Below are 21,261 nucleotides of genomic sequence, written 5' to 3'. Positions count from 1 at the left end.
AATTACCGTTAAGTAACTCGAATTTTAGGGGCCTGCTCGCATGAGCGGTACGTGAGCTTGGCGACAGCGGGTGGGTGGTGGGACATTGCCCGGCGGGGGCTTCGCGCATGCCCCCGATATGCTCGGGCAGCGCATTGCCGTCATCCCTCCTGGAGCATCGATGAGCCTGAAGATCACCGTGATCGGCACCGGCTATCTCGGCGCCACCCACGCCGCGGCCATGGCCGAGATGGGCTTCGAGGTGCTGGGCCTGGATGTCGTCCCCGAGAAGATCGAGATGCTGCGGCGGGGCGAGGTCCCCATGTACGAGCCCGGTCTGGAGGACCTGCTGCGCCGGCACGTGGCCGGCCTGGAGGGCTCCACCGGGCGGCTGCGCTTCACCCAGGACTGGGCCGAGGCGGGCGCTTTCGGCGACGTCCACTTCCTCTGTGTGAACACCCCGCAGAAGCACGGCGAGTACGCCTGCGACATGTCCTACGTCGATTCCGCCGTCGCCTCGCTCGCGCCCCACCTGACCGGGCCCGCCCTGGTCGTCGGCAAGTCGACGGTGCCCGTCGGGTCGGCGGACCGGCTGGCCCGTGTGCTCACCTCCCTGGCGCCCGCGGGCGAGGAGGTCGAGCTGGCCTGGAACCCGGAGTTCCTGCGGGAGGGCTTCGCCGTCCAGGACACGCTGCACCCGGACCGGATCGTGGTCGGCGTGCGCGGCGAGCGGGCCGAGAAGCTGCTGCGGGAGGTGTACGCCGCGCCGGTCGCCGAGGGCTCCCCCTTCGTCGTCACCGACTTCCCCACCGCCGAGCTGGTGAAGACCTCCGCGAACTCCTTCCTGGCCACGAAGATCTCCTTCATCAACGCCATGGCGGAGGTGTGCGAGGCCGCGGACGGCGACGTCGCCAAGCTGGCGGAGGCCATCGGGTACGACGACCGGATCGGCCGGAAGTTCCTGCGCGCCGGGATCGGCTTCGGCGGCGGCTGCCTGCCCAAGGACATCCGCGCGTTCATGGCGCGCGCCGGTGAGCTGGGCGCCGACCAGGCGCTGACCTTCCTGCGCGAGATCGACTCGATCAACATGCGCCAGCGCGGCCGGATGGTCGAGCTGACCCGGCAGGCGCTGGGCGGCGGGCCGTTCCTCGGCAAGCGGATCGCGGTGCTGGGCGCCACGTTCAAGCCGGACTCGGACGACGTGCGGGACTCGCCCGCGCTCAACGTGGCCGGGCAGATCCACCTCCAGGGCGGACAGGTGACCGTCCACGATCCCAAGGGCATGGACAACGCGCGCCGTCTCTTCCCGACGCTCGGGTACGCCGACTCGGCGCTGGAGGCGGTCCGGGGCGCCGACGCGGTCCTGCACCTGACCGAGTGGCGGCAGTTCCGCGAGCTGGACCCGGCCGAGCTGGGCGAGGTCGCGGCGGCCCGGCTGGTCCTCGACGGACGCAACGCGCTCGACGCCGAGCTGTGGCGGCGGGCCGGGTGGACGTACCGGGCGATGGGACGCCCGACGGCGTAGCGGCGCGGGCCCCTGCGGGCGACGCCGGTTCGGCCGAGGCTCAGTCGGCCGAACCGGCGTCTTCCCGCATTCTCGCACCACCGCGGGGGTGCTCACGGCTCCCTGGCCCGGTACCGGCGCATCTTCGCGCGCGCCCCGCACACCTGCATCGAGCACCAGCGGCGGCGGCCGGCCGGGCTGCGGTCGTAGTACGCCCAGTGGCAGGTGCCGGCCTCGCACGCCTTCAGGCGCATCCAGGTGCCCGCGACCAGCGCCTCGGCGACGGCGGCGGCGACACGGGAGAGCAGCGGCCCGGTGTCGAAGGGGGCGAGGCCGGCGGTGCCGTCCCGGTCGTCGACGGCGACGAGCAGCGGGGCCCGCGCCAGCAGCCGGCCGAGGGGCGTCACCGGGCGGTGCGCGGGATGGCCGGCGTGCGCGAGCAGTGCGGCCCGCAGGGACTCGCGCAGCTCGCGCGCCTGGGGCACTTCCGCCTCGCCGATCCCGAAGCGGGCGCGGCCGTCGGCCGTGTCGAGCGAGTCGGCGGCCGCCTCGATGTCCAAAGTGTTGACCAGGGACTCGACCAGCGCCAGGCCGCCGGGCGCGGGCGATGTCTCACTCATGGCAGCGACGGTACCTCGCAAAGCGATTGCGCGGTTACCGGTAATCGGCGAGCATACGGTAACGGTTACTGGTTACCCGCACCTACAGGTAACTCCTACTGCGTCCTGGAGGAAGTCATGGCTCTCGCCAAGCTGGGTGTCGTCGTACTGGACTGTCCCGACCCGCGCGCGCTCGCCGGTTTCTACGCCGAGGTGCTCGGCGGGACCGTCGAGGGCGAGGGCGACTGGATCGACCTCAAGGTGCCGGGCGGTCCGGCGCTCGCCTTCCAGAAGGCGTCCGGGTTCGTGCCGCCGAAGTGGCCCGCCGCCGACGCCTCGCAGCAGTTGCACCTCGACCTGGACGTCGAGGACCTGGACGCGGCCGAGGAGGGCGTCCTCGCGCTCGGCGCGAAGCCGCTGGCCCACCAGGGCGCCAGGGGCTTCCGGGTTTACGCCGACCCGGCCGGGCACCCGTTCTGCCTCTGCGCCGGCTGACCGGCTCCGGTCAGTCGCTGTAGTGGTAGCGGGCCTTGAGGATCTTCACTTCCTTGTCGTCCGCCCGGTACACGAGCCGGTGCTCGTCGTCGATCCGGCGGGACCAGTAGCCGGTCAGGTCGCCCTTCAGCGGTTCGGGCTTGCCGATGCCGTTGAAGGGCGTGCGCTGGACTTCTCCGATCAGACGGGTGATCCGACGGGCCATCCTGCGGTCCGAAGCGAGCCAGAAGAGGAAGTCCTCCCAGCCGTCCGGGTCGAAGTGGACGCTCCTCACTCGTCGCCCGCCAGCGCCTGCAGCTCCTCCAGGGTCCTGCTGACGCCGGCCGATCCGGCGCGGTCCCGGGCGACCGCCTCCATGAGCCGCCGGGCGTTCGCCGGGGACCGCAGGAGATACACGGTCTCCTGCCAGGACTCGTAGTCCTCGGCGGACATGAGGACGGCGTCCCCGCCCTTGGAGCTGATGTGTACGGGCGTGTGGTCGTCGTTGACACGCTTGATGAGGGGGAACAGGTCCCGGCGGGCCTCACTGGCGCTTATGGTCATCTGCCGCCGCCTCTCTCACGCGTCACTGGTACCGGCAAACAGTACCAACAAGGTACCGGTTTCCGGTACCACTCCTCAGCCGTCCAGTTCCCCGATCGTCGCGTTCGACGGGGCCCGGGTGGCCTGGAGGTCGCGGGCGACGTCCTCGGCGGCGCCCAGGACCCGTACCGCGTTCTGCCAGGTCAGCTTGGCCAGGTCGGTCTTCGACCAGCCCCGGTCGAGCAGCTCGGCGACGAGGCGGGGGTAGCCGGAGACGTCGTCCAGGCCGTCGGGGGTGAAGGCCGTGCCGTCGTAGTCGCCGCCGATGCCGAGGTGGTCGACGCCGGCCACCTCGCGCATGTGGTCGAGGTGGTCGGCGACGGTGGCGACGGTCGCGATCGGACGCGGGTTCGACTCCTCGAAGGCCCGGTGGACCTTCATGCCCTCCTCGGTGGTGTCGAGGTGGTGCAGGCCGTGCGCACGCATGTTCTCGTCCGCGGCGGCGGTCCAGTCGACGGCGGCCTGGAGCACGAACTTCGGCACGAACGTCACCATGGCCATGCCCCCGTTGGCGGGCAGGCGTTCGAGGACGTCGTCCGGGATGTTGCGCGGGTGGTCGCAGACCGCCCGGGCGGAGGAGTGCGAGAAGATCACCGGGGCCGCCGAGGTGTCCAGCGCGTCCCGCATGGTCGTCGCGGCCACATGGGACAGGTCGACCAGCATGCCCAGGCGGTTCATCTCGCGGACCACCTCCCGGCCGAAGGCCGACAGGCCGCCCACGCCGGGCTCGTCCGTCGCGGAGTCCGCCCACGCCACGTTGTCGTTGTGGGTGAGGGTCAGGTAGCGCACGCCGAGCGCGTACAGGCCCCGCAGCGTGCCCAGCGAGTCGGCGATGGAGTGGCCGCCCTCCGCGCCCATCAGGGAGGCGATACGGCCCTGCCCGCGGGCCGCCTCCATGTCGGCGGCGGTCAGCGCCGGGGCCAGGTGTTGCGGATAGCGGGCGAGCAGCTGCCGTACGCAGTCGATCTGCTCCAGCGTCGCCGGGACCGCGTCGGGCAGGTCCGAGCGGACGTACACCGACCAGTACTGCGCGCCGACACCGCCGGCGCGCAGCCGGGGGATGTCGGTGTGCAGGTGGGCGTCCTGGTGGCCGGCGATGTCGCGGGCGCCGAGGTCGTAGCGGACCTGTTCGCGCAGCGCCCAGGGCAGGTCGTTGTGGCCGTCGACGACCGGGAACTCGCGCAGCAGCTCCCGGGCCTGTTCCAGTCGGCTCACCGCGCTCACTTCCCCGTGCCGAAGCCGAAGCCGGCCGAGCCCTCGACCTTGGCGCGCAGCCGCTTGCCCTTCTCGGTGGCCTGGTCGTTGAGGTCCTGCTGGAACTCCCGCATCCGGGCCAGCAGGTCCTCGTCGTGCGCGGCCAGGATGCGCGCGGCGAGCAGGCCCGCGTTGCGCGCGCCGCCGACCGAGACGGTGGCGACCGGCACCCCGGCCGGCATCTGCACGATCGACAGCAGCGAGTCCATGCCGTCCAGGTACTTCAGCGGCACCGGCACACCGATCACCGGCAGCGGGGTCACGGAGGCGAGCATGCCGGGCAGGTGGGCGGCGCCGCCCGCGCCGGCGATGACCGCCTTGAGCCCGCGCCCGGCCGCCTGCTCGCCGTAGCTGATCATCTCGTGCGGCATCCGGTGCGCGGAGACGACGTCGACCTCGTAGGCGATCTCGAACTCGTCGAGCGCCTTCGCGGCGGCCTCCATGACGGGCCAGTCGGAGTCCGACCCCATGACGATGCCAACAACTGGGCTCATTCGGTGATCGTGCCTCTCAGGTAGCCGGCTGCGTGACGGGCGCGCTCCAGCACGTCGTCCAGGTCGTCGCCGTAGGTGTTGACGTGTCCGACCTTCCGGCCGGGCTTCACGTCCTTGCCGTACATGTGGATCTTGAGCTGGGGGTCACGCGCCATGCAGTGCAGGTACGCCGAGTACATGTCCGGGTAGTCGCCGCCGAGGACGTTGACCATGACCGTCCAGGGGGCGCGCGGGCGCGGGTCGCCGAGCGGCAGGTCGAGGACGGCGCGGACGTGGTTGGCGAACTGCGAGGTGATCGCGCCGTCCATCGACCAGTGGCCGGAGTTGTGCGGGCGCATCGCCAGTTCGTTGACCAGGATGCGGCCGTCGCGGGTCTGGAACAGCTCGACGGCGAGGTGGCCGACGACGCCCAGTTCCTTGGCGATGCGCAGGGCCATCTCCTCGGCGCGCAGTGCCAGGGCCTCGTCCAGGTCGGGGGCCGGGGCGATCACGGTGTCGCAGACGCCGTTCACCTGCCGGGACTCCACCACCGGGTAGGCGACGGCCTGGCCGTGCGGGGAGCGTACGACGTCGGCCGCCAGCTCGCGGACGAAGTCGACCTTCTCCTCGGCGAGGACGGGAACGCCGGCGCGGAAGGGATCGGCGGCCTCCTCGACGGAGTCCACCACCCACACGCCCTTGCCGTCGTACCCGCCGCGCACGGTCTTGAGCACGACCGGGAAGCCCTCCCCTTCCGCCGCGAAGGCCGCGACATCGGCCGGATCGGTCACGATCCGGTGCCGCGGGCAGGGCACGCCGAGCGCGTCGAGTTTCGCGCGCATCACCCCCTTGTCCTGGGCGTGCACCAGCGCGTCGGGGCCGGGGCGGACGGGGATGCCGTCCGCCTCCAGCGCGCGCAGGTGCTCGGTGGGCACGTGTTCGTGATCGAAGGTGATCACGTCGCAGCCCCGCGCGAAGGCCCGCAGCGTCTCCAGATCGCGGTAGTCGCCGATGACGACATCGCTCACGACCTGCGCCGCCGAGTCCTGGGGGGTGTCACTGAGAAGCTTGAACCTGATGCCGAGCGGGATGCCCGCCTCGTGTGTCATACGAGCGAGCTGGCCACCGCCGACCATGCCGACTACCGGGAACGTCACGCCCCTAGGGTATCGGCCGCGCCACGGCGGCCGGATTCCGCGCCCCGTACCGGTCGCGCGACCCGCTTCTCCGCCCGCGCCCGGTGCGCGGGCGCCACCCGCTCGCGCTGGATAGCATGGGCGGGTTGACCGACACCGACCCGGACGGGGGCCTGCACGACCATGGAACATGGTTCCTCGGGGCACCGATCGGCGCCACCGGCGCCCCGAAGCGCGCTCCTGCGGCGCGTGCGACGGGCCTGGCGGGAGGTCGCCAAGTTCGGCGCCGTGGGCGGAGCGGGGCTGCTGGTCAACCTGCTCGTGTTCAACCTGGTGCGGCACGCGACCGACCTCCAGGTGGTGCGGGCGAGCGTCATCGCCACGATCGTGTCGATCGTCTTCAACTACATCGGCTTCCGCTACTTCACCTACCGGGACCGCGACAAGAGCGGGCGCACCAAGGAACTGACCCTGTTCCTGCTGTTCAGCGCCATCGGTCTGGTGATCGAGAACGGTGTGCTCTACCTGGCGACGTACGGCTTCGGCTGGGACAGCCCGCTGCAGAGCAACGTCTTCAAGTTCCTCGGCATCGGCATCGCGACCCTGTTCCGCTTCTGGTCGTACCGCTCCTGGGTCTTCCGCGCCATGCCCGTGGCCGGCGAGACGGCCCCGCGGACGAGCCGGGCGCAGGCGGGGCACCGGGCGGAGACGAAGAAGGCCCGCACCGACGCCTTCCGCTGAGCCGCGCCGGCCGGAGTCGGGTCGGCCTGAGCCGCGCCGGCCTGAGCCGGGCTCACCGCTGAGCCCCGCTACCGCACCGTCGGCTGCTCCTCGGCCGACCTCTTCAGCGGGGGCGTGCGGGAGAGGAACAGGCCGAAGACCGGGGGCTGGGCCTGGAGCAGTTCCAGACGGCCGCCGTCGGCCTCCGCCAGATCGCGGGCGACGGCGAGGCCGATGCCGGTGGAGTTGCGGCCGCTGATCGTCCGCTCGAAGATGCGGGCGCCGAGGTCGGCGGGGACGCCGGGTCCCTCGTCGGTGACCTCCACGACCGCCTGGTTGCCGGTGACGCGGGTGCGCAGCGCCACCGTGCCGCCGCCGTGCATGAGCGAGTTCTCGATCAGCGCGGCCAGGACCTGTGCGACCGCGCCCGGCGTACCCACGGCCTGGAGGTGCCGCTTGCCCGAGCTGACGATCGCCCGGCCCGCGCTGCGGTAGGCCGGGCGCCACTCGGCGATCTGCTGCTGGATGACCTCGTCCAGGTCGAAGGAGACGGCGGAGCCGGTGCGCGGGTCGCGGGAGTTCGTCAGCAGGCGTTCCACCACGTCCGTCAGCCGCTCGACCTGGGTCAGCGCGACGTTCGCCTCCTCCTTCACCGTGTCCGGGTCGTCGGTGAGGGTGATCTCCTCCAGGCGCATGGACAGCGCGGTCAGCGGGGTGCGCAGCTGGTGGGAGGCGTCGGCGGCCAGGCGCCGTTCGGCGGTCAGCATCCGGGCGATGCGTTCGGCGGAGCCGTCCAGCACGTCGGCCACCCGGTCCAGCTCGGGCACGCCGTAGCGCTTGTGGCGGGGCCGCGGGTCGCCGGAACCGAGCCGTTCGGCGGTCTCGGCGAGGTCGGTCAGCGGGGACGCGAGCCGGTTGGCCTGGCGGATCGCGAGCAGTACCGCGGCCACCACCGCGAGCAGCGCGACCAGGCCGATGATCAGCAGCGTCCGGCCGACCTCGCGGGTGACGGAGGACCGGGGCTCCTCCATGCGCACGGTCTCGCCCTGCTCGCCCTGGGCGGTGGAGTGGATGACGTCGCCGGAGGGCCTGGTGCCGACCTCGATCGGCGGGTGCCCGGGAATGCCGATCACGGCGTACTGGCCCGCGGCCACCTGTTCGCCCAGGATCTCGGCGTTGACGGTCTCGTCGCCGAGCAGCCTGCTGTCGACGATGCTGGCCAGCCGCAGCGCCTCGGAGTCCACCCGCTCCTGCGCGCTGTTGCTGATCGTGCGGGTCTCCACGATCACCAGGGAGAGGCCGAAGACGGCGATCACGACGAGCACCACGGCGAGCGTGGACTGGATCAGTCGACGGCGCATGACCTCTTACCTGACGGTGCCCGGGCCCAGGGGGCCCGCACGGCGGACTCGGCTCTTCCCGGCGGACTCAGCTCTTCTCGAAGCGGAAACCCACGCCCCGCACGGTGGCGATGTAGCGGGGGTTGGCCGCGTCGTCGCCGAGCTTCTTGCGCAGCCAGGAGATGTGCATGTCGAGGGTCTTGGTCGACGACCACCAGGTGGTGTCCCAGACCTCGCGCATCAACTGGTCGCGGGTGACGACCCGGCCCGCGTCCCGGACCAGCACCCTCAGGAGGTCGAACTCCTTGGCGGTGAGCTGGAGTTCCTCGTCGCCCATCCAGGCGCGGTGGGACTCGACGTCGATGCGCACGCCGTGCGTGGCCGGCGGCTGCTGCGGCTCGGCGGCGCCGCGCCGCAGCAGGGCCCGGACCCGGGCGAGGAGTTCGGCGAGCCGGAACGGCTTGGTGACGTAGTCGTCGGCGCCCGCGTCCAGGCCGACGACCGTGTCGACCTCGTCGGCGCGCGCGGTCAGGATCAGGATGGGCACGGTGTGGCCCTCGGCACGCAGCCGGCGGGCGACCTCCAGGCCGTCCATGCCGGGCAGGCCGAGGTCCAGCACGACCAGGTCGACACCGCCCTGCATTCCGGCGTCGAGCGCGGTGGGTCCGTCCTCACGCACCTCGACCTCGTAACCTTCCCGGCGCAGTGCGCGGGCCAGCGGCTCCGAGATGGACGCGTCGTCCTCGGCGAGCAGTACACGGGTCATGGGGTGATGGTAGTCCGCCCGCGGCACCCGCTGGGGTGGCCTGCGGTGTGATCGACGTCCGGCGCTCTTACTTTCCGGCGCTATGGTCGCGCCCTTCCCGCGGTCGCGGTCACGAACCTTTCACCTCATCCGTGTCAGGCCCCTGACCTGGGATGCGATCCCTGAATAAACCTTCGAGAGGGCCTGCGCGGTTCCCTCATTTCCTGTGATCCGCGTCTCAAGTCCTTCCATATCGGGCACTGTCCTGCCGTATGGTGAGTTGAACGCCTGTAGCACGCAGCGGACCTTTGGCGCTCGTTCGACGCTGAGGGTCCCTTTTGCGTGCGGGCCGGTTCTCCCCGGCCTCGAAAGGAATGACCTAGGGCCGGGCCTCACTGGACGCATCGCCGCGTCGCGAGGCGTGGATCCCGGTGGCCGCCGTCCCTCGCTCCGAGACCCGGGGCGTACTCCCCTGGGCGTGGGGTGGACGACAGGTCCTGCCGGTGCCGGCCAGCCCCCCACCGGGCGCGCACCGGCTCGCCGTGGCGCGTCCCGATCAGCAAGGAACGACCATGGCGTCCAGCCTGACGAAGGACTCGGTCCGCCCGGGCACCCCCGGTTCCGAGAAAACCTTCCTCGGCCACCCCCGCGGCCTGGCCACTCTCTTCATGACCGAGATGTGGGAGCGTTTCTCCTACTACGGCATGAAGGCCCTGCTCCCGCTGTACCTGGTGGCACCGGGCGGCCTGCACATGAACGCGGCCACCGCGACCGCGATCTACTCGGTCTACCTGTCCCTGGTGTACCTGCTGGCGATGCCGGGTGGCTGGGTCGCCGACCGGCTCCTCGGCCCGCGCAAGACCGTCGCCGTGGCCGGCGCCGTCATCATGCTGGGACACGTGACCCTGGCGCTGCCCTGGAGCGGCAGCTTCTTCGCCGGGCTCGGTCTCGTCGCCATCGGTTCGGGCCTGCTGAAGTCCAACATCTCCACGATGGTCGGCCACCTCTACAAGGGCGCCGACGACCCGCGCCGTGACGGCGGCTTCACGCTCTTCTACATCGGCATCAACCTGGGTGCCTTCTTCGCCCCGCTGTCCATCGGCACCATCGGCGAGAGGGTCAACTGGCACTTCGGCTTCGCGCTCGCCGCGCTCGGCATGGCGCTGGGCCTGGCCCAGTTCCTGCTCGGCTCGCGCCACCTCAGCTCGCGCTCGGACATCGTGCCCACGCCGATGAGCGCCGAGGAGAAGCGGTCCACGCTGACCAAGGCCGCCGTGTGGGCGGGCGTGGCCATCGTCTTCTACGCGATCGTCGGCTTCTCGGGCGTCTACACCCTGAACTGGCTGATGGTCCCGCTCACGCTCGCCGGTGTGATCATCCCCGTCCTGGTCATCGCCCGCATCAAGCGGGACAAGGACCTCGACCGGGCCGAGCAGTCCAAGATGAGCGCGTACATCTGGTTCTTCGTCGCCGCGGCCGTCTTCTGGATGATCTACGACCAGGGCGGCTCGACGGTGTCGCTGTTCGCCGAGAAGTCGGCGGAGAACAGCGTCTTCGGCTGGCAGTTCCCGGTCTCCTGGTACCAGTCGGTCAACCCGGTCATGATCATGGCGCTGGCGCCGGTCTTCGCCTGGGCGTGGCTGGCGCTGGCCCGGCGGGGCAAGGAGCCGAGCACCGCGGTCAAGTTCGCGATGGGCCTGGTGCTGATCGGCGCGTCCTTCTTCCTCTTCCTCGTCCCGCTGGGCATCGCCGACGGCGGTCACAAGGCGGCGGCGCTGTGGCTGGTGGCGATCTACTTCGTCCAGACCGTCGGTGAGCTGGCCCTCTCCCCGGTCGGCCTGTCGGTCACCACGAAGATGGCGCCCGCCAAGTACGCCTCGCAGATGATGGGCGTCTGGTTCCTGGCCGTCAGCGCCGGTGACGCGACGACCGGTCTGCTCTCCATCGCCAACGTCAACCTCGACAAGACGGGCATCGTCGCGCTGGAGGCGGCGCTCGCGGTCGTCGCCGGTATCGCGGTGTGGATGTACCGCAAGCGGGTCAAGGAACTCATGGGCGACGTCCGCTGACGCCGCCCCCGGTTGACACCGGGAGCCGCCGCATCCGGGAGGGTGCGGCGGCTTTCTGGTTCGCGGGGAGGGTGAGGGAGCGCGGGGCCTCGCCATGCGGGACGCGGCCTCACCGTGTCGGGGGCGACGTCACCGTGCGGGGGAGCGATCTCGCCCGCCGTGCTGGGGGCGGTCTCGCCGTGCGGGGAGAGACCTCGCCGTGCAGGGAGGGATCACCGTGCGGGGCGGGATCTCACCGTGCGGGGAGCGGAGCGGACGACGGAGCGTACGGCGCCTTGGCCCGGGCTGCGGTCGGTGCCACGGCGTTCCGGGGCGGCCGGCGGGAGCCGCGGGAGCGGCCCGCGCGGACGTGCCTCAGCGGTCCCGCCCCGCAGGCGCCCGCCGTTACGCCGGTGCGCCCAGCTCCGCCCAGACCTTCTTGCCGGCGACGCCGGGGACGCGTACCACGCCCCAGTCGAGGCACAGGCGCTGGACGATGAACATGCCGTGGCCGCCGGGGCGGCCCGCGCGGTGCGGGGTCCGCGGGGCCGGCTGGCCGGATCCCCGGTCGGAGACCTCGATGTGGATCACCTTGTTGTCACAGGTGATCTCCATCCGGTCCGGGCCCTCGGCGTGCAGGCAGGCGTTGGTGACCAGCTCGGAGACGACGAGGAGGACGTCCTCGGCGGCGGCGCGCCGGTCGGCGGTCGCGGCGGGCAGCCAGCCCCACGCGTACAGCGCCTGGCGCGCGAAGTCACGGGCGAGCGGCACGACGCCACTCACGTCGTCGAAGCTCAGTCTGCGGACCTGGCGGCCTCCCGACGGGTTCGCCGGCACGGCCGCCGCACCCCCTGCGGGGGCGTCGTCGGCCGGCACGTCCCCCTCGGACGCCCCGGAAGCGCCGCTGGGCTCCGGGCCATGGTCGCCCGGCGAACAAGGCCGGGTGGTGCTCATCAGCGCTTCACCTCACCGATTCACCAGTTCACGATTCAAAAGTCACCACGTTCGTACATGACCGGGACACCATCGGTCGATCCGTTTCAGGATGACTCCTGCCCGACCGATCCCATGGAACACCCCCCGTTTTGCGGCACGCGGTGCGCGGCGCCCGGCGATCCGGCCGGAAGGATTCCGCAGAGTGCCGCGCGGCCGCGCGGAAGGGGTACGGAAGCGGAAGGAGCACGGAAGAAGACACGATGACGGCACAGCCGTCGGTCTCAGCCGTTCTCGTCGGTCGTGCCGGTCCCGCCGGACTGACCGGTCCCCTCGGTCTCGGCGGCCAAGGCGTCCTCGAGCGTGGCGTGCACGGTGAAGACCGCGTCCGCCCCTGTGATCTCGAACACGCGCGCCACCACAGGCAGCATCCCCGCGAGGTGCACACCTCCCCCGGCCGCCTCCGCCTTCAGGCGCGCCCCCAGCAGCACGTTGAGCCCCGTGGAATCGCAGAACTCCAGTCGGGAGCAGTCCACCACCAGGCGCGAGCGCCCCTTGTCCACACATTCTTCGAGCGGCTCGCGCAGCAGGTCGGCCGTGTGGTGGTCCAGTTCGCCCGCCGGTGTCACGACAGCACTGAAGCCCTCTTGCCGCACCTCCACCAGAAGCCGGCCCGACTGTGCGCTGCCGACCGTCCCGCGGTCCATGCCGTCTCTCACTCCCGGAGTCTTGGCTGCTGACTGACGCCCTCGAACACTACGCCTTCCCCGACCTCTCCGACACCCGAACAACCGCACACAAACGGACATATCCCCACAGAACGCACTTGCGATTGCGTCGGGAAAGCGGGTAGGGCTAGTAGGGACACGTAACCGACACGGCCGGCTTTGGAGGCGCCGCACACCGCAGTGCACGAACTGGCTTCGGCAGCCATATGCCGAGAACGATGGAGGACATCATGTCACCCCGGCTCGACGCCTCGCATACCCAGACGGCGACGTCGACACTCCCTCCGGACCACCCGCATCCCCTCGAACCCGTCGACCTCGAAGACGACGTATGCGCCGAGCGGGCCGCCCCGGCCGCCGATCCGTCCGCCGCGCTGGCCGGGCTCCCCGACATCCCCCCGTACGACGAAGTGGCCCCGGACGACGCCCGGGCCCTGTCCAAGACCCTCTTCGAGCGCCTCGAAGTCCTCGAAGAAGGCACCCACGCGTACGCGTACGTGCGCAACACCCTCGTCGAACTCAACCTGGCGCTGGTCAAGTTCGCCGCCTCCCGCTTCCGCTCCCGCAGCGAGCCGATGGAGGACATCATCCAGGTCGGCACCATCGGCCTGATCAAGGCGATCGACCGCTTCGAACTCTCCCGCGGCGTCGAGTTCCCCACCTTCGCGATGCCAACCATCATCGGCGAGATCAAGCGCTTCTTCCGGGACACCTCGTGGTCCGTGCGCGTGCCGCGCCGGCTGCAGGAGCTGCGGCTCGACCTGGCCAAGGCCGGTGACGAACTGGCCCAGCGCCTCGACCGCGCCCCCACCGTGGCGGAGCTGGCCCACCACCTCGGGCTGACCGCGGACGAGGTGGTGGAGGGCATGGCGGCGTCCAACGCGTACACCGCCTCGTCGCTGGACGCCCAGCCGGAGGACGACGACTCCGAGGGTGCCCTCGCGGACCGCATCGGCTACGAGGACCACGGGCTCGAAGGCATCGAGTACGTCGAGTCGTTGAAGCCGCTGATCGCCGAACTCCCCTCGCGGGACCGGAAGATCCTGTCCCTGCGGTTCGTCGCCAACATGACCCAGTCGGAGATCGGCGAGGAGCTGGGCATCTCGCAGATGCACGTGTCACGGCTGCTGTCGCGCACGCTGGTACGGCTGCGCAAGGGGCTGACGGTCGAGGAGTGACCGCCGGCCCGGCCCCCCGCGCGGGGGGCCGGTTCCCCTTGCCCGGCCGTCGCTCGTGTTTTTCGGGCTTCCGCCGTTCAGACCTCGCGTGTTTTTCGGCTTCCGCCGTTCAGACCTCGCGCACGCCGCGTCGCCACACCTGGCTCACCAGGGGTACGCCCGGACGGTAGGCCAGGTGGACGTGGCTCGGCGCGTCCAGGACGAGCAGGTCGGCGCGGGCACCGGGCGTCAGGCGCCCCACGTCGGTGCGGCGCAGGGCCGCCGCCCCGCCCGCCGTCGCCGACCAGACCGCCTCGTCGGGGGTCATGCCCATGTCCCGTACGGCGAGCGCGACGCAGAACGGCACCGAGGACGTGTACGACGAGCCCGGGTTGCAGTCGGTGGACAGGGCGACCGTGGCCCCGGCGTCCAGCAGGCGCCGGGCGTCGGGCCACTGGGCACGGGTGGAGAACTCCGCGCCGGGCAGCAGCGTGGCGACGGTGTCGCTGTGCGCGAGCGCGTCGACGTCGGCGTCCGTCAGGTGGGTGCAGTGGTCGGCGCTGGCCGCGTCCAGTTCGACGGCGAGCTGCACACCGGGGCCGTAGGACAGCTGGTTGGCGTGAATGCGCGGGTGCAGGCCCTTCGCGCGGCCGGCGGTGAGGATCGCGCGGGCCTGGTCGCCGTCGAAGGCGCCCTTCTCGCAGAAGACGTCGATCCAGCGGGCGTGCGGCGCGCAGGCGTCCAGCATCTCGCCGGTGACCAGGGCCACGTAGGCGGCCGGGTCGTCGGCGTAGTCCGGGGAGACGATGTGGGCGCCCAGGTAGGTGACCTCGTCGGTGTGCGCGGCGGCGATGCGCAGGGCGCGGGACTCGTCGGCGACGGTCAGGCCGTACCCGGACTTCGTCTCGAACGTGGTCGTGCCCTGCCGCAGGGCCTCGGCGAGGTGCCGGGCGAGGTTGGCCTCCAGTTCCGCGTCGGTGGCGGCACGGGTGGCCGCGACCGTGGTGCGGATGCCGCCCGCGCTGTAGGCCCGGCCGGACATCCGGGCGTTGAACTCCTCGGTGCGGTCGCCCGCGAAGACCAGGTGGGAGTGGGAGTCCACGAAGCCCGGGAGCACCGCCCGGCCGCCCGCGTCGACCCGGTTGTCAGTGGCGGGTGCTTTGCTTGATTCACCGGTCCACACGACGCGGTCGCCTTCGATGACGACGGCCGCGTCCCGGACCAGTCCGAGAGGGGAGCCGTCGCCGAGGGAGGGGTCGTTGGTGACGAGTACGGCGATGTCGGTGATGACGGTGCTGGTGCCGGTGTTCGTGCTGCTCATGGCGTCCTCGGGGGTGACGGTGGGGTTCAGCCGCGCAGGGCTTCGACGGCCGCGGCCAGCTGCGACGGCACGTCGGGGACGAGTGCGTGGGCCCCGTCGCGTACGACGTGACGTCCGCCCACGACGGTATGGCGCACGTCCGCCGCGCTCGCGGCGAATACGGCCGTCTCGGCGCCCAGCCGGGGCAGCGGGCCCGCTGTCCTGACCGAGTCCAGCGCGATCGTCGTGAAGTCGGCGAGGGCGCCGGTGGTGAGGCTGCCCGCGTCGTCCCAGCCGAGGGCGGCGTGACCGTCCTCGCCGGCCGCGCGCAGCAGGGCCGCCGCGGTCCAGTGGCCCCGGGTGCGGGTGCGCAGCCGTTCGTTCAGCTCCATCGCGCGGGCCTCTTCGAGCAGGTCGACGACGGCGTGGCTGTCGGAGCCGAGGCTGAGGGGCGACCCGGCGCGCTGGAGGGCGGGGGCCGGGCCGATGCCGTCGGCGAGGTCCCGCTCGGTGGTCGGGCACATGCAGGTGCCGGTGCCGGTGGTGCCGAGCAGGGCGATGTCGTCCTCGGTGAGGTGTGTGTTGTGCACGCCGGTGGTGCGCGGGCCGAGGACACCGTGGTCGGCCAGCAGGCGGGTGGGGGTGCAGCCGTGGGCGTGCAGGCAGGCGTCGTTCTCGGCGGTCTGCTCGGAGAGGTGGACGTGGAGCGGGGCCCGCCGCCCCTCGGCCCAGCGGGCCACCGTGGCCAGCTCCCGCGCGGGCACGGCCCGCACCGAGTGGACGGCCGCGCCGATCCGCGCGTGGTCCCGTTCCTTGAGAAGTGAACAGCGTTCGGCCCAGGCCTCGGCGGTCGTGTCCGAGAAGCGGAGCTGGTGTTCGTCGGGCGGCTGCCCGAAGCCGGCGGAGAGATAGCAGGTGTCCAGGAGGGTGATGCGGATCCCGGCTTCGGCGGCGGCCTCGATCAGGGCCTCGCCCATCGCGTTCGGGTCGGTGTAGCGGGCGCCGCCCGGGGCGTGGTGGACGTAGTGGAACTCGCCGACGGCGGTGATCCCGGCGAGCGCCATCTCGGCGTACACCGCGCGGGCCAGCGCGTGGTAGGTGTCCGGAGTGAGCCGGTCGGCGGTGGCGTACATGACCTCGCGCCAGGTCCAGAACGTGCCGGAGCCGACCTGGACGGTGCCGCGCAGGGCCCGGTGGAAGGCGTGGCTGTGCGCGTTGGCGAGGCCGGGGATCGTGAGCCCCCGCAGCGGTTCGGCGCCCGGCGGCGGGGCGGCCACGCCCGTGCGGACGGCCGCGATGCGACCGTCGCGCACGTCGAGTGCCACGCCCGGCTCGACGTGGGTGCCGAGCCAGGCGTGCTCCAGCCAGTACGTCCGTGTCCGCTCGGTGGTGGTCACGTGCGGGCCAGTCCTTCCAGTACGTCGGCGAGGGCACGCACCCCGGCCACGCAGTCGTCCTCGGCGGCGAACTCGGCCGGGGAGTGCGAGACACCGGTGGGGTTGCGCACGAACAGCATGGCGGTCGGAACGCTCCCGGCCAGGATGCCGGCGTCGTGTCCGGCGCCCGTGCCGAGGACGGGCACCTTCAGGTCGGTGTCGTGGCCGAGGATGCGGGCGAGTTCGTCGCGCAGGGCGTGGTCGAACTCGACGACGGGTGTGAAGGACTCACGGACCACGTCGAGGTCGATCCCGTGCGCCCCCGCGTACGCGCGCGCCGCCTTCTCCACGGCGGTGACCACGGTGTCCAGGGTGGCCTGGTCGGCGGCGCGGGAGTCGAGCCAGCCGCGCACCAGGGACGGGATCGCGTTGACACCGTTCGGCTCCACGGCGATCTTGCCGAAGGTGGCGACGGCACCGGCGAGTTCGGCCTCGCGGCGGGCGGCGAGCACCGTCTCGGCGTACGACAGCATCGGGTCGCGCCGGTCGGCCAGCCGGGTGGTGCCCGCGTGGTTGGCCTCGCCCCGGAAGTCGAACCGCCACCGCCCGTGCGGCCAGATCGCGCTGGCCACGCCGACCGGGTCGCCGGTCAGGTCCAGGGCACGGCCCTGTTCGACGTGGAGTTCGACGAAGGCGCCGATGCGGGCGAGGCGCTCCGGGTCCGGGCCGATGGCGTCCGGGTCGTAGCCGGCGGCCTCCATGGCCCTGGGCAGCGTGGTCCCGTCGCCGTCGGTGAGCCGGTGCGCCTGCTCGACGGTGAGCTGCCCGGCGGTCAGCCGCGAGCCGACACAGGCGAGCCCGAACCGGGCGCCCTCCTCGTCGCCGAAGTTGACGACGGCGAGGGGCTTGCCGAACCGGGCTCCCCTGCGGCGCAGTTCGTCGAGCGCGGCGAAGGCCGACACCACCCCGAGGGGCCCGTCGAAGGCGCCGCCGTCGGGCACGGAGTCCAGGTGCGATCCGGCCACGACGGCGTCCCCGGCGGCCGGGTCGCCGAGCCAGGCCCACTGGTTGCCGTTGCGGTCCAGCTCGTAGGAGAGCCCGCGCGAGCGGGCCTGCTCCTCGAACCAGGCCCGGCACTCGGCGTCGGCCGGCGTCCAGGCGAAGCGGCGGTAGCCGCCGGACTCGGCGTGCCGTCCGATGGGGGCGAGATCGCGCCACATCTCGTGGAAGGACTGCCCGGTCCGCATCTCCTGGCAGGACGGCCCGGGTCGCGGGCCGCCGGGCCCGGCCTCCGGCACGGTCACGCGCCCTCACCCTCGCGCATCGGCACGCGCACGCCCCGCTCGGCGGCCACCGACTCGGCGATGTCGTACCCGGCGTCCACATGCCGGATGACACCCATGCCGGGGTCGTTGGTCAGCACCCGGCGGATCTTCTCGCCCGCCAGCGCCGTGCCGTCGGCGACCGTCACCTGACCGGCGTGGATGGACCGCCCCATGCCGACCCCGCCGCCGTGGTGCAGCGAGACCCAGGACGCGCCGGAGGCCACGTTCACCATGGCGTTCAGCAGCGGCCAGTCGGCGATCGCGTCGGAGCCGTCGAGCATGGCCTCGGTCTCGCGGTACGGGGAGGCGACGGAGCCGCAGTCGAGGTGGTCGCGGCCGATGACGATCGGTGCCTGGAGTTCACCGCTCGCGACCATGTCGTTGAAGCGCTCACCGGCCTTGTCGCGCTCGCCGTAGCCGAGCCAGCAGATGCGCGCGGGCAGGCCCTGGAAGTGGACGCGCTCGCCGGCCAACTTGATCCAGCGGGCCAGGGACTCGTTCTCCGGGAAGAGGTCGAGGATCGCCTTGTCGGTCTTGGCGATGTCGGACGCCTCGCCGGACAGCGCGGCCCAGCGGAAGGGGCCCTTGCCCTCGCAGAACAGCGGCCGGATGTAGGCGGGGACGAAGCCGGGGAACGCGAACGCGCGCTCGTACCCGGCGAGTTGGGCCTCGCCGCGGATGGAGTTGCCGTAGTCGAAGACCTCGGCTCCGGCGTCCTGGAAGCCGACCATCGCCTCGACGTGCCGGGCCATGGACTCCCGGGCCCGGGTCGTGAAGCCGGCCGGGTCCTTGGCGGCGGCGTCGGCCATGTCCGCGAAGTCGACGCCGACCGGCAGGTAGGCCAGCGGGTCGTGGGCGGACGTCTGGTCGGTGACGACGTCGATGGGCGCGCTCATGGCGAGGAGCTGCGGGACCAGTTCGGCGGCGTTGCCGAGGACGCCGATGGACAGCGGCCTGCGCTGGTCGCGCGCCTCGGTGGCGAGCTGGAGGGCGTGGTCGAGGGAGTCGGCCCGCACGTCGAGGTAGCGGTGCTCGATGCGGCGGTCGATGGCGCGCGGGTCGCAGTCGATGCAGATCGCCACGCCGTCGTTCATCGTCACGGCGAGCGGCTGGGCGCCGCCCATGCCGCCGAGGCCGGCGGTCAGGGTGATCGTCCCGGCGAGGGTCCCGCCGAACTTCTTCGCGGCGACGGCGGCGAAGGTCTCGTAGGTGCCCTGGAGGATGCCCTGGGTGCCGATGTAGATCCAGGAGCCGGCGGTCATCTGGCCGTACATGGTCAGGCCGAGGGCCTCCAGGCGGCGGAACTCCTCCCAGTTGGCCCAGTCGCCGACGAGGTTGGAGTTGGCGAGCAGGACGCGCGGGGCCCACTCGTGGGTCTGCATGACGCCTACGGGGCGGCCGGACTGGACGAGCATGGTCTCGTCGGCCTTGAGGGTCCGCAGGGTGCGGACCATGGCGTCGAAGGAGCGCCAGTCGCGGGCGGCCTTGCCGGTGCCGCCGTAGACGACGAGCTTGTCGGGGTGCTCGGCGACCTCGGGGTCCAGGTTGTTCTGCAGCATCCGCAGGGCGGCCTCCTGCTGCCATCCCAGGGCGCTCAGTTCCGTACCGCGCGGTGCTCGAACAGGGCGGGGTCCTGACATGGGGCTGCCTCCTGGCGGTTGCTCCCGAGGGATCGTTACGGCTTCTATTCACATCCTGGACCGATGAATAGAGCTAGTCAATACGTTGCCGGGGCGACACGGGTGCGCGGGGATCGGAGACAGGACGGGGGCGAGGGCGAGGGCGGGAGCTGGGGCGAGGGCGGGGCAAAGGGGTGGGTGGAGGCGCGGATGAGGGAGGGGGCGCAGGTGAGGGCGGGGGTGCGGGCGCGGTGTCCGGGAAGGCCGCGTTCTGCGCGGTGCGCGCCGCGGAGGCGCCGGAGGTCCGGTGGCTCACCCCTGAGGGACGCACGGCAGGCTCACCCCTGAGGGACGCACGGCAGGCTCACCCCTGGGGGGAGCTGCGGTGACCCGCGCCCGGGGAACGAGCGGTGCGTCACTCCTGGGGGTCAGCCGACCCACATTAGTTCGTCGGGCGCATGTTCCACCGGAAAATGCCGTAACCCCCATGACCCCCGCACACCGTGCGTAGCGTCGGCATCACTCAGCCGAAACCCCAGGCGGGAGGGGAACGACCGTGCCCGGAATCGACGAGTGCCTACTGGAAGCCATGCGGCTGCCCGGCGCGCGGGGCGCCGCGCTGGTCGACTGGACGAGCGGGCTGGCCCTGGGCGCCGTCGGCGAGCCCCCGGGCGGCGACCACGAGACCACCGCGGCGGAAGCCGCAGAACTGGCCCGGCTGGCGGCGGAACACGGCGCGTTCGCCGCCGCCGAGGGCCCCGACGGCGATGAGCGCCCCCCGGTCGAGGACCTGATCGTCAGCAACCGGGACAGCTACCACCTGCTGCGCTTCGTGGACACCGGCTTCGACAGCAGCGTGTTCCTGCACCTGTGGCTGACCCGCGCGGAAGGCAACCTCGCCCTGGCCCGCATACGCCTAAGCGAGATGGCCGAGCGGCTGGTGCTGGGATGACCGTGGTCGACACCCCCGCACCACCCCCGCACCCCTCCCCGCCCCCGCTGCCGGTGCGGGACAAGGCCGACACCGAACGGGCCTGGGGCGGCGTCTCGCCGATGCTGACCCGCCTCGCCGCCGAGCGTGCCACCGGCCTCCTCGTCCGCGAACGCGGCACACTCCACCTCGACGAGGGCCGCGTGACATACGCCGAGAGCCCGTTGGCCCCGGGCCTGGACGTCCTGCTCACCGCGCACGGCACGCTGCGCCCGGAAGTCTGGCATGACGCCCTCTCACGGGCCGGCGGCCTCCCCGGCGCCGCGCGGCTCCTGCTGGCCGACGGCCGCCTGCCCGAGGGCGCACTGCACCTGTGCCACCTCGGCGCGCTCTACGACGCCGCCTACTTCGTCCTCGCGCCGAGCAGCACCCCGGGCCGTTTCCGCTACGGCACCGCGCACCGGCCCCGCGCCGTCCCGACGGTCGCGGTCGCGGCCTTGGAGCACGAGACCGCGCGCCGGCGTGCCCTGCTGGAGCGCGTCTGGCCCGACGCCCGGCCGGACAGCGCTCCACTGCTGCGGACGCCCGCCACCGCCGCCCCGCGGCTCACCGCTCGCCAGCAGGCCCTGCTGGACCGGGTCGACGGCACCCGCACCGCCACGGACCTGGCCCGGGAGCTGGGGCGGCAGGCGTTCCACACCCTGGTCGACGTGCGGCGCCTGGCCGCCGCGGGCCTGGTCGCGCCCCAGCAGCAGCCGGACCCCCCGCCCGGCCCACCGGCCGCGTACGCCGAGCGGACGCGGCCCGGACCGACTCCGACCGGACCGACTCCGACCGGACCGGCGTACACCGGACCGATGCCCGTGAACCCCGCGGACACCGCCACGACGACCACCGACGCGACGCCCCCCGACGTGACAACCACCGGTCCCACCCAGCCGGTAGTCGCCGTCGACCCCCACATCACGCTGCTGAAGAGGCTCAGGGATGCGCTGGAGGCCCTTTGAGAGGAGACAC

At 72.2% G+C, this 21,261-nt stretch carries 21 protein-coding genes; 7 read left to right on the top strand and 14 right to left on the bottom strand.

Annotated features, from left to right (window positions below):
- Positions 1-160 precede the first annotated feature (160 nt).
- Entirely contained in the window at positions 161-1,504 is a 1,344-nt protein-coding gene (locus tag AB0G56_RS33085; RefSeq protein WP_360976878.1) for a UDP-glucose/GDP-mannose dehydrogenase family protein, read from the top strand.
- Positions 1,505-1,596: 92 nt separating this feature from the next.
- On the opposite strand, the gene AB0G56_RS33080 is transcribed toward AB0G56_RS33085, so the two are convergent.
- Positions 1,597-2,103, bottom strand: a complete 507-nt coding sequence (locus AB0G56_RS33080) for a CGNR zinc finger domain-containing protein (RefSeq protein WP_360976876.1) — start codon at positions 2,101-2,103, stop codon at positions 1,597-1,599.
- A 117-nt stretch (positions 2,104-2,220) separates the two neighbouring features.
- Here AB0G56_RS33080 and AB0G56_RS33075 point away from each other — a divergent pair, with 117 nt between their 5' ends.
- Complete coding sequence (locus AB0G56_RS33075; RefSeq protein WP_360976873.1) at positions 2,221-2,577, top strand: VOC family protein; 357 nt, start codon at positions 2,221-2,223, stop codon at positions 2,575-2,577.
- A gap of 10 nt (positions 2,578-2,587) precedes the next feature.
- On the opposite strand, the gene AB0G56_RS33070 is transcribed toward AB0G56_RS33075, so the two are convergent.
- The 5 genes from AB0G56_RS33070 to AB0G56_RS33050 form a co-directional block, all read right to left on the bottom strand.
- Positions 2,588-2,851: a Txe/YoeB family addiction module toxin gene (locus tag AB0G56_RS33070; protein ID WP_360976870.1), complete on the bottom strand. Its 264-nt coding sequence runs from the start codon at positions 2,849-2,851 to the stop codon at positions 2,588-2,590.
- A complete protein-coding gene (locus AB0G56_RS33065) occupies positions 2,848-3,120 on the bottom strand; it encodes a type II toxin-antitoxin system prevent-host-death family antitoxin (RefSeq protein WP_360976867.1) in 273 nt (90 codons plus the stop codon). Before AB0G56_RS33065 ends, AB0G56_RS33070 begins: the two co-directional genes overlap by 4 nt.
- A gap of 75 nt (positions 3,121-3,195) precedes the next feature.
- A complete protein-coding gene (locus AB0G56_RS33060) occupies positions 3,196-4,383 on the bottom strand; it encodes a dipeptidase (protein WP_360976864.1) in 1,188 nt (395 codons plus the stop codon).
- Positions 4,380-4,907, bottom strand: coding sequence for a 5-(carboxyamino)imidazole ribonucleotide mutase (gene purE / locus AB0G56_RS33055; protein WP_360976861.1), 528 nt, complete (start codon positions 4,905-4,907; stop codon positions 4,380-4,382). The genes AB0G56_RS33060 and purE overlap by 4 nt, the downstream gene beginning before the upstream one ends.
- A complete protein-coding gene (locus tag AB0G56_RS33050; RefSeq protein WP_360976858.1) occupies positions 4,904-6,043 on the bottom strand; it encodes a 5-(carboxyamino)imidazole ribonucleotide synthase in 1,140 nt (379 codons plus the stop codon). The genes purE and AB0G56_RS33050 overlap by 4 nt, the downstream gene beginning before the upstream one ends.
- 162 nt (positions 6,044-6,205) lie before the next feature.
- Between AB0G56_RS33050 and AB0G56_RS33045 the strand changes: the two genes are divergently transcribed.
- Complete coding sequence (locus tag AB0G56_RS33045; protein WP_360976855.1) at positions 6,206-6,763, top strand: GtrA family protein; 558 nt, start codon at positions 6,206-6,208, stop codon at positions 6,761-6,763.
- A 68-nt stretch (positions 6,764-6,831) separates the two neighbouring features.
- On the opposite strand, the gene AB0G56_RS33040 is transcribed toward AB0G56_RS33045, so the two are convergent.
- Both AB0G56_RS33040 and AB0G56_RS33035 read right to left on the bottom strand, forming a co-directional pair.
- Complete coding sequence (locus AB0G56_RS33040) at positions 6,832-8,103, bottom strand: ATP-binding protein (RefSeq protein WP_360976852.1); 1,272 nt, start codon at positions 8,101-8,103, stop codon at positions 6,832-6,834.
- Between the two features lie 67 nt (positions 8,104-8,170).
- Positions 8,171-8,848: a response regulator transcription factor gene (locus tag AB0G56_RS33035; protein WP_018566970.1), complete on the bottom strand. Its 678-nt coding sequence runs from the start codon at positions 8,846-8,848 to the stop codon at positions 8,171-8,173.
- A 551-nt stretch (positions 8,849-9,399) separates the two neighbouring features.
- On the opposite strand from AB0G56_RS33035, the gene AB0G56_RS33030 reads away from it, so the two are divergent.
- The gene (locus AB0G56_RS33030) at positions 9,400-10,896 is read left to right on the top strand and encodes an oligopeptide:H+ symporter (RefSeq protein WP_360976849.1); all 1,497 of its coding nucleotides are present in this window, start codon (positions 9,400-9,402) and stop codon (positions 10,894-10,896) included.
- Positions 10,897-11,280: 384 nt separating this feature from the next.
- On the opposite strand, the gene AB0G56_RS33025 is transcribed toward AB0G56_RS33030, so the two are convergent.
- Positions 11,281-11,829: an ATP-binding protein gene (locus tag AB0G56_RS33025; RefSeq protein WP_360976846.1), complete on the bottom strand. Its 549-nt coding sequence runs from the start codon at positions 11,827-11,829 to the stop codon at positions 11,281-11,283.
- 263 nt (positions 11,830-12,092) lie between these two features.
- Complete coding sequence (locus tag AB0G56_RS33020; protein WP_360976843.1) at positions 12,093-12,515, bottom strand: STAS domain-containing protein; 423 nt, start codon at positions 12,513-12,515, stop codon at positions 12,093-12,095.
- Positions 12,516-12,754: 239 nt separating this feature from the next.
- Here AB0G56_RS33020 and AB0G56_RS33015 point away from each other — a divergent pair, with 239 nt between their 5' ends.
- The gene (locus AB0G56_RS33015; RefSeq protein ID WP_360976840.1) at positions 12,755-13,714 is read left to right on the top strand and encodes an RNA polymerase sigma factor SigF; all 960 of its coding nucleotides are present in this window, start codon (positions 12,755-12,757) and stop codon (positions 13,712-13,714) included.
- A gap of 109 nt (positions 13,715-13,823) precedes the next feature.
- Here the strand turns inward: AB0G56_RS33015 and hutI are convergent, their stop codons facing one another.
- The 4 genes from hutI to hutU are packed head-to-tail and all read right to left on the bottom strand — an operon-like array spanning position 13,824 to position 19,334.
- On the bottom strand, positions 13,824-15,014 hold the full coding sequence (hutI, locus tag AB0G56_RS33010) for an imidazolonepropionase (RefSeq protein WP_360976837.1): 1,191 nt from the start codon (positions 15,012-15,014) through the stop codon (positions 13,824-13,826).
- 26 nt (positions 15,015-15,040) lie between these two features.
- Positions 15,041-16,390, bottom strand: a complete 1,350-nt coding sequence (locus AB0G56_RS33005) for a formimidoylglutamate deiminase (protein ID WP_360976834.1) — start codon at positions 16,388-16,390, stop codon at positions 15,041-15,043.
- Positions 16,387-17,616, bottom strand: a complete 1,230-nt coding sequence (locus AB0G56_RS33000) for an allantoate amidohydrolase (protein ID WP_360976962.1) — start codon at positions 17,614-17,616, stop codon at positions 16,387-16,389. The genes AB0G56_RS33005 and AB0G56_RS33000 overlap by 4 nt, the downstream gene beginning before the upstream one ends.
- Before the next feature lie 53 nt (positions 17,617-17,669).
- Positions 17,670-19,334 (bottom strand): urocanate hydratase, encoded by a 1,665-nt coding sequence (gene hutU, locus AB0G56_RS32995; protein WP_360976832.1) that lies wholly within the window; start codon positions 19,332-19,334, stop codon positions 17,670-17,672.
- A 535-nt stretch (positions 19,335-19,869) separates the two neighbouring features.
- On the opposite strand from hutU, the gene AB0G56_RS32990 reads away from it, so the two are divergent.
- Positions 19,870-20,265, top strand: a complete 396-nt coding sequence (locus AB0G56_RS32990; protein WP_360976829.1) for a hypothetical protein — start codon at positions 19,870-19,872, stop codon at positions 20,263-20,265.
- Complete coding sequence (locus tag AB0G56_RS32985; RefSeq protein ID WP_360976827.1) at positions 20,262-21,251, top strand: hypothetical protein; 990 nt, start codon at positions 20,262-20,264, stop codon at positions 21,249-21,251. The genes AB0G56_RS32990 and AB0G56_RS32985 overlap by 4 nt, the downstream gene beginning before the upstream one ends.
- Positions 21,252-21,261: the final 10 nt, after the last annotated feature.

Source organism: Streptomyces sp. NPDC021356 (genome assembly GCF_040641015.1).
Taxonomy (GTDB): domain Bacteria; phylum Actinomycetota; class Actinomycetes; order Streptomycetales; family Streptomycetaceae; genus Streptomyces.
Note: the sequence above shows the minus strand (reverse complement) of the source record. Positions and strands in the feature narration are given on the sequence as shown.